Source organism: Thermanaeromonas sp. (assembly GCF_021890735.1).
Classification (GTDB): Bacteria; Bacillota; DSM-521; order Neomoorellales; family Neomoorellaceae; genus Thermanaeromonas.
Genome location: NZ_JAKKUR010000070.1, coordinates 1 through 9,336, shown reverse-complemented (window position 1 = coordinate 9,336; position 9,336 = coordinate 1). Strand labels below are relative to the sequence as shown.

The window sequence follows — 9,336 nt, the reverse complement described above, 5'->3', positions numbered from 1 at the left end:
ACAGAGAGCACTTCAATTACGCTAAAGCCCCGGTGGCGACTTCCGGCAACTATGAATAATCTCTTTTCCGCGCAGTCTTACCATAAATCCCCCACTCCAGGTTCATTCCTCATATTTAAAAACCCGGCAAAGCCTCTGCCACTAGCTCTGCCAGGTGTTGAACCTTCACCGGACTGCGCGCCTCCTCGAGCCCATGTTTTAACTGCATCATGCAAGATGGACATTGCGTGACTAGCACGCAAGGCTCGGCCGCCAATACAGCGGCTATCTTTCTCTTTCCCACTTCCCTTGCCATGTCGTAATGAAGGAAGCAGTAGGAGCCCGCCGCCCCGCAGCAAGAATCCGCCTCCTGCATCTCCACATACCGTACACCTGGCAGGCTCTTTATAACCCGTCTAGGCGGCTCCATTACGCCTAAAGCCTTGCGCAGGTGACAGGGATCGTGATAGGTAACCACCGTTAGTCTCTCCTCGGCCATGCCAGTAAGTGACGCCAAGTGCTGCAATCGATCGTCTGCTTCCCGTATCAAGAAAGACGAAAAGTCTAGTACCCTGGCAGATAATGCGGCCGCCGCTTCTCCTTCTACCCACTGGCTGTAAAGCCGCCAAGTGGATGTACACGATGCGCAGTCGGTAACTATGTAGTCGACCGCCTCCTTGCTTAGGCTTTCTATGTTTTTGCAGGCGAGCTCTAGGAAGGTCTCGACATCGCCGTGGCTTAGCGCAGGTATACCGCAGCAAAATTGTTCCGGAACAATAACTTCAAAGCCGAAGGAATTGAGTACTTTGACTACTGCCCGGCCTACCTGCGGGAAAAACAGGTGAGTCATGCAACCGGTAAAATAGGCTACCCTCCCCCTGGGAGTACTGCTAGGACTGTAGACAGTCCGGTTTGTAGCTCTGAACGGTACTGCGGCGGGTAAAGGCAGAAGCCTTTCCGGTCGGGACAGGCGTGAGGGGAAAACCTTAGCCATACCCAGCTTCCTACCTAAACGTAACATCCGGGAAAGTATGGTCAGCTTCCGGTTATCGAGCAGTATGCGGCGAAAAGCTATTCTTTTCCAAAGCGGCAGGCCCCGTTCCCGGACAACAGCGGCTCTCACCGCCATGACCACAGCATCAACCTCTACCCCGTTGGGACAGGCAGCGCTACACGTCTTACACAGAAGGCAGTGCTCAAAAACCTCTGCCAGGCGGCGGGAAAAGGTAATCTCCCCCTTGAGATAGGAGCGAGCCAACCTCACCTTGCCCCTCGCTACGTAGGGTTCCTCCTTCAATACTTTAAATACAGGGCAATGCGCACGGCAGGTACCACACTTGGAGCATTTTTCTAGCTGGAGGTCTATTGTTTTAAGCTTATCCATAAGGCATCACTCAGCGAAAATCTTGCCGGGATTAAGAATATTGTCCGGGTCCAGGGCCTTCTTGATAGTGCGCATAACCTCGTAAGCTGGCCCCAGCTCACGCCTCAAATAGGGGGCTTTGAGGATTCCGATCCCATGTTCGCCAGAAAGGGTTCCCCCGAGCTCCAAGGCAGCCTCGAATATCTCCCCAATAGCCTTTTCTACCTTCTCCATCTCCTCTGGATCGGACCGATCGCAGGCGATGTTCGGATGAAGATTGCCATCCCCCGCATGCCCGAAGATGACCAAGTCTATGCCATATTTCTGGCGTATCTGTCCCAGGCGCTTTATCATCTCTGCTACCCGGCTGCGCGGCACAGTAGCGTCTTCAGAGATCTTTGTCGGCTTGATCTTCGCTATGGCAGGAGATATGGACTTCCTGGCCTTCCACAGCTCTTGGGCTTCTATTGCATCTTTAGCCAGGCGTATGTCTTGAGCGCCCACCTCCCGCAATAGCCTTACTATTAGCTCGGCTGCCTCAGTGGCTTCCTGCTCGCTCCCGTCGGTTTCTATCAGCAATACTGCTTCAGCATCCAAGGGCAGACCGCAGGAGGCAAACCGCTCCACCAAGGAGATAGAGACCGCATCCATTATCTCCAGGGTCCTCGGGATTACTCCCGCACTCAAAATTGCGGTAACCGCCTCACCCGTCCGCACCAAATCTTTGAAACAGGCCAGCAAAGTGCGGACATGCGAAGGTTTGGGGATGAGCCGGACGATAATCTCAGTAACTACCCCCAGGGTCCCCTCTGACCCCACAAAAAGCCGTGTCAGGTCGTAACCCGTCACGTTCTTTATGGTCCTACCGCCGGTGCGGATAATCCGGCCATCGGCCAGTACCACCTCGAGACCCAGAACGTAATCGCGGGTAACACCGTACTTTAGACCGCGCGGGCCGCCCGCGCATTCAGCCACGTTACCCCCCATGGTGCAAAAATCAGAGCTGCTGGGATCGGGCGGATAAAAAAGCCCCCTAGCCTCTACTTCCCGGTGCAGGTGGCCGGTAACGACTCCAGGGCCTACCACGGCCAGCATGTCTTCTTGATTTATTTCGTAAATTTTATCCATCGCAGTCAAATCCAGGACTATCCCACCCCTCAAGGGCACGGTGCCCCCGCTCAAACCTGTTGCCGCCCCGCGGGGATACACCGGCACGCCCTCCTTGTGGGCCAGGGCTAACACGCCGGATACCTGCTCGGTGGTTACAGGCCTTACTACCAGGTCAGGGGTTTTCTCTAAAAAGGTCCCATCGTAGGAATGGCATAGCAGGTCTATTTCGTGGGAAAATACCCGTTCTGCCCCCACCAGCCGCTCCAATTCTTTTATAAAGGACGCTCGCTTTATCGTCACTTGCTTTCGCCTCCAGTTCCTAAGGGAACCTCTCTAGCCTCTTACGTTAGCCCCCCTGTCTAACTCTTCGACAGGTGACACGTTTAACCTATAAACTGTATTCCCGCAAAAGGTACTATACACCTTCCGGCTAGGTGTGAAACCGTTGGCCTTGTTCAGTTTCCTTTTCCGGTTCACGCACTTCCCAGACCACCCACATCAAGTTTAAAACTAGCAGGCTTGTAGCTACGTAAAATATAGCCTTAAGCCCCCAGTGAGAGGCTAAAAATCCGGCTACCAAAGGCCCAGAAAAATTACCGAAAAAGAAGGCGCTCGAGGTCAACCCGTATACACTTCCCCTTTTCTCCACCGGGGTAAAAAGGGCAATGAGAGAATTAGCAGAGGGCAGTAGCCCTCCCAAAAAGAACCCCTGGATCAACCGTAAAAATATAAAAAGCCCTATGCTTTCAATCATAGCCTGCGGAAGGTATAAAATACTAGCCATAAATAAGTTAAACAGCAAAAGCCTTTTATACCCTACCCTTTCTGCGAGCTTCCCCACGGCGACGGCGCCCAGTACAGAAGAGACGCCCTGTACAGCCATGGATAACCCTGCCAGGGTATTGAGGGCGGAGGACTCCTTTACTAAGTCCCGTACATACAGGGGTATCAAGGGTTCCACACCCCGGGTAGCAAATTGGGATAAAAAAATCACTGTAAACATTATCCATATACTTGAAGGCCAGCGTAAGCTAAGAAAAGGCCAAGATCGGGAGGCCTCTCTAGTATTTACGGGACGAAAATCCTCTTTAATGTAACGCAGAGCTAAAAAAGTAGCTATTGCAGCCAGGAGGCTGCCTAACCGGAAGACATAACGGTAAGAAAGAACATCTGCCAAAACCCCTCCCAGCAAGGGACCAACCAGCAAGCCTAACACCTGCCCTGCTTGGAGCAGACCTACCGAATACCCTAGATAGGTCTCCGGAACCATGGCCCCTATTAGAGAAAGAGCAGCAGCCGAAAAACCGCTGAAAGCTCCTAAGAGTATCCGAAAAAGCAACACGTGATAAACGTTAGTAGAAAGACTGGTCAGAAAGGTAAAAAGGGCGATGCTCGCCGCCGAGCGTATAAGCATAGGCTTGCGGCCGTAACGGTCGGAAAGGCTTCCCCAGAAAGGTGAAAAAAGCCCCGTAAAAAGGGCGTTGATGCCTACGAGGATGCCGCTCCAGCGCTGCACGGCTTCAGGCTCCGTCACACCTAGCTCAGAAATAAAAAAAGGCAAAAAGGGAGTGACTATCTGAAAGGTACCAGTCACCATTAGCTGAACGGCTACAGCAATGTAGAGGTTATGTTTCCATTGCTCCATAACAGTAGGGCTCCCTCGAGATCGTCTTGCTCTTAATGTTTCTTCGGCTTTTAGGTACCTAACCGTTTGAACAAAAATTGAACGCTTTATAGTCAATTACTTATCTGTTTCTTGGCTCAATTCTTCTAGAAACTTGACTTTGCGAATGGTATTCTCAATATGATACAGCATGGCGCGACGTGCCTCCAAAGGGCGGCCTTTTCTGATGGCTTCCAAGATCCTCCCGTGCTCAAGAATAACCATCTCTCGACGCCAAGGTGTAGCCCGGGACTGGCGCAGACTTAAAATAAAATATTTCTCCAACATGTATTCGTTGTTTAGACTAAGCTGAACAAAAATAGGGTTATGGGTAGCTACAGCAATGCGGTGATGGAAAAGGTAATCCCAATGGGAAGCTGTTTCCCCTCGAGCGATCTCTTCTTCCATGCGCCGGTGGGCTTCCTCAATAGCCTCAATTTCTTCCTCTGTACGGCGTTCAGCCGCCAGTCTAGCCGTCTCCGCCTCCATGGCCCGTCGAAATTCCAGCCAGTACAAGAGGTTTTCAGTATCAGTCTGTCCAAGCTGAGTAAGAATTTCGTACTGGGGTTTTAGAGGCAAGCGCTTTACAAAAATCCCGCTCCCGTGCCTTATCTCTAAAACTCCTATTGCCGCCAAAGCGCTCAACGCTTCTCGTAAGGTTGGCTTACCTACCCCGAACATCTCGCTTAATTCGGATAACGGTGGCAGGCGGTCACCGACGTTGTAAGAGCCATCTTCAATGAGGCGTGATATTTGGTCCATTACCTCTTCATAAAGCTTCTTTTTACGAATAGTGAAGGGGCCTGACATAGGTTCACTCCCGGAATGATCTGGTCATCTTATATGTAAAGGTATAGATATTGTCATTCTACATACAGGTTCCGGAATCCTTCTGCCCACTAATAAGTTTCCTATTCATCCCGAAAACTTACCACAAAAAAGCCCCGGGTTCAAACTTACCCAGGGCTCGCCACGACTAATACCTATTTTAAAAACTTGAAAGCTTCCGGGTCGGCCAAAAAAGCTTCATAAAGGGTTCTGCCTTTAACAACTGGTGTAGGTTGGGGCAGGCTGGGTGCTGCCATAAGTTTCAGAGCCACAGAGTTTTGATAATTAGGGTTTCTTACAAATTCGCCCTTTTCCCCCTGTCCCTGCAAGTAGTAATAGGCAGCTCCTCTTTTATCTCGAAAAGGAGCGTATAAAGAGGAAAAATTTCTTTCTACTAAATTAGCCATGACCAGAATACCGGAGCCGGGATTTACAGTTACATGGCCGTAAGAGGGAGGTATGTATACCTTGTCCCCCTTTTTAGCTTCTACGGCTATGATTTCCTCTACGTCGCCGCTCCGGTTGTTCTTCTGCAAAAGATAAAGTGCTTCTCCTTCCAACACTTCGTAGTATTCGGGGTAGGTTTCTGCCGAATGCGGCTTTAACGGGTGGAAGTGCCCCACTGTCTTTATATATTCCCCTTCTATGGTGCCCGGAAGAATCACCGTTATGTCGTAACGTATTTCGTGCTGAACAAAAACGGGCTCATCCTTAGCCCAACAGACCCCCCGGTACATGTAATAAAGAGGGCGGTCGCTGGGCGCTATATTCTGGGCATATAAAACTGGCAAAGCGTCAGCCAAGCGGCGAATATCCGGTTCCGGATGGATAATCCCCGGGGCAAATTCCAGGAGGCCGTCTGCTCTAACAGTAAAATCCTTGCCCGGTAGCATGGAAGAACCTCCCTCGGTCTAAAGATAAATCGCCGGCTACATTATACCCTATAATGCTTCTCCTCACCAATAACCTTCGGTAACCTTTGGTTATTTCCTTCCTTAGATTCCACTTTTTTCTTCCTACCTCACTCTAAAGGCGCTTTTAGCTTTTCTTCTTATAGCTTTTCCTCTTAACCTTTAAGTCTTTCTCTTCGCTCCTCTTTCCTTTAGTATTCCGGAAAGCTTCAACGGCGGAAGCTAAACGCATTACGAATATCAAGGCGGGCACCCTTATATTTATTTCTTCTTTAAACGTTCGTTTCCTTCTTGTAGTACACTCCCAGGGGTTACCTTCTTTTTCGTATCGTCTCCTCATAAATATATTAATAGCCCTTTATGGAAGGGGAAGGGTCTTATGAGGATCCTCCAACGGCTTGAGCAATACCGCCAGGAAGAGAAAAAACTTACTTGGGAAGGAACCTTCAAGGATTATCTGGAAATGGTTATCGCGAACCCCAAGATAGCGCGGCTGTCCCATGCCCGCATCTATGATATGATCGTTTCTGCAGGCGTAGAAGTGGTCAACGGGGTAAAGCGCTACCGCTTTTTCGCGGATGAACTTTTCGGGTTAGACCGGACGCTGGAAAGACTAGTAGAAGAATACTTCCATGCTGCTGCCCGGAGGTTAGACGTACGCAAGCGCATCCTCCTCCTCATGGGCCCCGTAAGCGGGGGTAAATCTACCCTGGTAAACCTCCTTAAGAGGGGTTTAGAGCGTTATACCCGGCAGGACGAAGGAGCTGTATATGCCATAAAAGACTGTCCCATGCACGAGGAGCCTCTTCATCTTATTCCCCATGAACTACGCCAAGAGTTTATGGAAGAATACGGTATTTATATTGAAGGTAATCTTTGCCCTTACTGTAGCTTGATGGTGGAAGAAAAATACGGCAATCGGATAGAAGAAGTACCGGTAAAGCGCATAGTTTTTTCGGAAGAAAAAAGAATAGGCATCGGTACTTTCAGCCCTTCCGACCCCAAATCCCAAGATATCGCAGATCTGACGGGGAGTATCGACTTCTCCACCATAGCCGAATACGGATCCGAGTCCGATCCCCGGGCCTACCGCTTCGACGGTGAACTGAATAAAGCCAACCGGGGGATAATGGAGTTCCAGGAAATGCTAAAATGCGATGAAAAGTTCCTTTACAATCTTTTAAGCCTCTCCCAGGAAGGAAACTTCAAAGCCGGCCGTTTCGCCCTTATATCCGCCGACGAATTAATCATTGCTCATACTAACGAAGCTGAATACCGCGCCTTCATCAGCAACCCGAAAAATGAAGCCCTGAGATCCCGCTTGTGGGTTTTACCCATACCGTACAATTTAAAGGTGAGCGAAGAAGTTAAGATTTACGAGAAACTGATCCGGCAGGCCGATATCGACGTCCACATTGCGCCTTATGCTTTGTGGGCAGCCGCGGTCTTCTCCATCCTCTCCCGGTTAAAGGAATCTAAAAAGCAGGGTATGGATCTCATCAAAAAAATGAAGCTTTACGACGGAGAAGATGTAGAAGGATTCCAGCAAAAGGATGTGGCAGAACTCATGAGTGAAGCAGAGGATGAAGGTATGAGCGGCGTAGATCCCCGCTATGTAGTTAACCGTATAGCTAGCGCCCTCATCACCTCCGATACTAAATGTATTAACGCGCTGGACATTCTTAGAGCCCTGAAAGAGGGGCTAGACCAGCTTCCTTCTGTTACTAAGGAAGAAAAGGAAAAACTGATCAACTATATCGCTCTAGCCCGCCAGGAATACGACGAAATAGCCAAAAAAGAGGTCCAGCGGGCCTTCATCTACTCTTATGAGGAATCGGCCCGTGCCCTTTTCAATAACTACCTAGATAACGTAGAAGCCTATGTCAATCGCACCAAGGTCAAAGACCCCATCACGGGTGAGGAGCTAGACCCGGATGAGAAGCTCATGCGTTCCATTGAAGAGCAGATTGGGGTAACGGAAAACGCCAAAAAAGCCTTCCGGGAGGAAATCCTCATACGCCTGTCGTCTTATGCCCGGAAGGGCAAGCAGTTTGACTATAATTCCCATGAGCGCCTGCGGGAAGCTATTGAAAAAAAGCTTTTTGCCGATATGCGGGATATTGTTAAAATCACCACCTCTACCCGCAATCCCGACCCTGAACAACTCAAGCGTATCAATGCCGTCATCGACCGGCTTATTTCCGAACACGGCTACTGCCCCATCTGCGCCAATGAACTCCTAAAATATGTAGGAAGCTTGCTCAACCGTTAAAAGAGTCGTCCTTGCCGTAAGGCTACTCTTTACTTTCTCATCCTTCTCCTCCGGACGTTCTCTACAGTGAAGCTAAGTGTTAGCAGCTCAGGGAGTGGAAAAACATGCAAATTGATTTTGTTATCTCCCGTGAAGATTGGTCTCTCCAGAGGAAGGGCTACCTGGACCAGCAACGTCACCAAGAAAAAGTGGAAGAAGCTATAAGGAAAAATCTGCCTCAGCTCATCACCGAGGAAAGCATAATTATGGCGGACGGGAGCAAGGTGGTAAAAATTCCCATCCGTAGTCTGGAAGAATACCGTTTCCGCTTTAATCCAAACCAGGGCCGCCATATAGGTCAAGGAAGCGGAAATACAAGGAAGGGAACAGTTATCGCGCGGGAAGGAAGGGCTGGAGGAGGTTCTGGCAAAGGAGCGGGTGACCAGCCAGGCATAGATTACTACGAAGCGGAGGTAACTTTAGAAGAGATAGAAGAGCTTTTATTCCGCGACCTGGAGCTCCCCAACTGGGAGGAAAAAAAGAAGCCCGAGCAAGTAGCCTTAACCTATGAATTTAGAGACATAAGGCGCGCCGGCTTAATGGCGAATCTAGACAGAAAGCGTACGCTTTTGGAAAATCTCAAGCGTAACGCCCGGCTAGGCCACCCTTATATAGGCGATTTTAAGCCCGAAGATCTGCGGTTTAAGACGTGGGAAGAAAAAATCAGACAAGAAAGTAGTGCCGTGGTGCTGGCCATGATGGATACCTCTGGATCCATGGGAACTTACGAGAAATATATCGCCCGCGCCTTCTTTTTTTGGATGGTACGCTTTTTACGCACTAAATACGAGCACGTGGAGATAGTTTTCATCGCCCATCACACTCAGGCCCGGGAAGTCACTGAAAAGGAATTTTTCTCTAAAGGTGAAAGCGGGGGCACCCGCTGCTCTTCGGCTTACCGCCTGGCCCTGGAGCTAATTGAACAGCGCTACCCGCCGCATGACTACAATATTTACCCCTTTCATTTTTCCGACGGAGACAATTTACCCTCTGATAATGAGCTGTGTTTAGAACTTATCCAAAAAATACTTCCCCTGGTAAACCAGTTCGGTTACGGTGAAATAGTAAACCCTTACTATCGTACGAGTACTTTGATGAACGTTTTTAAGAGGATCCAAGATCCCCGGCTGGTGACTGTCTCCATAAAAGAAAAAAGCGATGTATATTACGC

7 protein-coding genes are annotated in these 9,336 nt (G+C 49.6%); 2 read left to right on the top strand and 5 right to left on the bottom strand.

Annotated features, from left to right (window positions below):
- Positions 1-115: 115 nt before the first annotated feature.
- From L5656_RS09200 to L5656_RS09180, 5 genes are all read right to left on the bottom strand, one after another.
- Positions 116-1,363 (bottom strand): (Fe-S)-binding protein, encoded by a 1,248-nt coding sequence (locus L5656_RS09200; RefSeq protein WP_297202192.1) that lies wholly within the window; start codon positions 1,361-1,363, stop codon positions 116-118.
- A gap of 6 nt (positions 1,364-1,369) precedes the next feature.
- Positions 1,370-2,752, bottom strand: coding sequence for an FAD-binding oxidoreductase (locus L5656_RS09195; RefSeq protein ID WP_297202189.1), 1,383 nt, complete (start codon positions 2,750-2,752; stop codon positions 1,370-1,372).
- 130 nt (positions 2,753-2,882) lie between these two features.
- Positions 2,883-4,097 carry an MFS transporter gene (locus L5656_RS09190; protein WP_297202186.1) on the bottom strand — a complete coding sequence of 405 codons (1,215 nt, stop codon included), beginning with the start codon at positions 4,095-4,097 and terminating at the stop codon, positions 2,883-2,885.
- 96 nt (positions 4,098-4,193) lie between these two features.
- The gene (locus L5656_RS09185) at positions 4,194-4,925 is read right to left on the bottom strand and encodes a FadR/GntR family transcriptional regulator (protein WP_297202182.1); all 732 of its coding nucleotides are present in this window, start codon (positions 4,923-4,925) and stop codon (positions 4,194-4,196) included.
- Positions 4,926-5,098: 173 nt separating this feature from the next.
- A complete protein-coding gene (locus tag L5656_RS09180) occupies positions 5,099-5,836 on the bottom strand; it encodes a glucose-6-phosphate isomerase family protein (protein ID WP_297202179.1) in 738 nt (245 codons plus the stop codon).
- A gap of 397 nt (positions 5,837-6,233) precedes the next feature.
- Here L5656_RS09180 and L5656_RS09175 point away from each other — a divergent pair, with 397 nt between their 5' ends.
- Together L5656_RS09175 and yhbH are read left to right on the top strand one after the other, a co-directional pair.
- Complete coding sequence (locus L5656_RS09175) at positions 6,234-8,126, top strand: PrkA family serine protein kinase (protein ID WP_297202176.1); 1,893 nt, start codon at positions 6,234-6,236, stop codon at positions 8,124-8,126.
- 104 nt (positions 8,127-8,230) lie between these two features.
- A partial coding sequence (gene yhbH / locus L5656_RS09170; protein ID WP_297202173.1) for a sporulation protein YhbH occupies positions 8,231-9,336 on the top strand: 1,106 nt, incomplete at its 3' end.

What these genes read in the sequence shown, in the direction of transcription:
- L5656_RS09200 (WP_297202192.1), bottom strand. Translation starts at nt 1,363, where the DNA reads ATGGATAAGCTTAAAACAATAGACCTCCAGCTAGAAAAATGCTCCAAG.
- L5656_RS09190 (WP_297202186.1), bottom strand. Translation starts at nt 4,097, where the DNA reads ATGGAGCAATGGAAACATAACCTCTACATTGCTGTAGCCGTTCAGCTA.
- L5656_RS09185 (WP_297202182.1), bottom strand. Translation starts at nt 4,925, where the DNA reads ATGTCAGGCCCCTTCACTATTCGTAAAAAGAAGCTTTATGAAGAGGTA.
- L5656_RS09180 (WP_297202179.1), bottom strand. Translation starts at nt 5,836, where the DNA reads ATGCTACCGGGCAAGGATTTTACTGTTAGAGCAGACGGCCTCCTGGAA.
- L5656_RS09175 (WP_297202176.1), top strand. Translation starts at nt 6,234, where the DNA reads ATGAGGATCCTCCAACGGCTTGAGCAATACCGCCAGGAAGAGAAAAAA.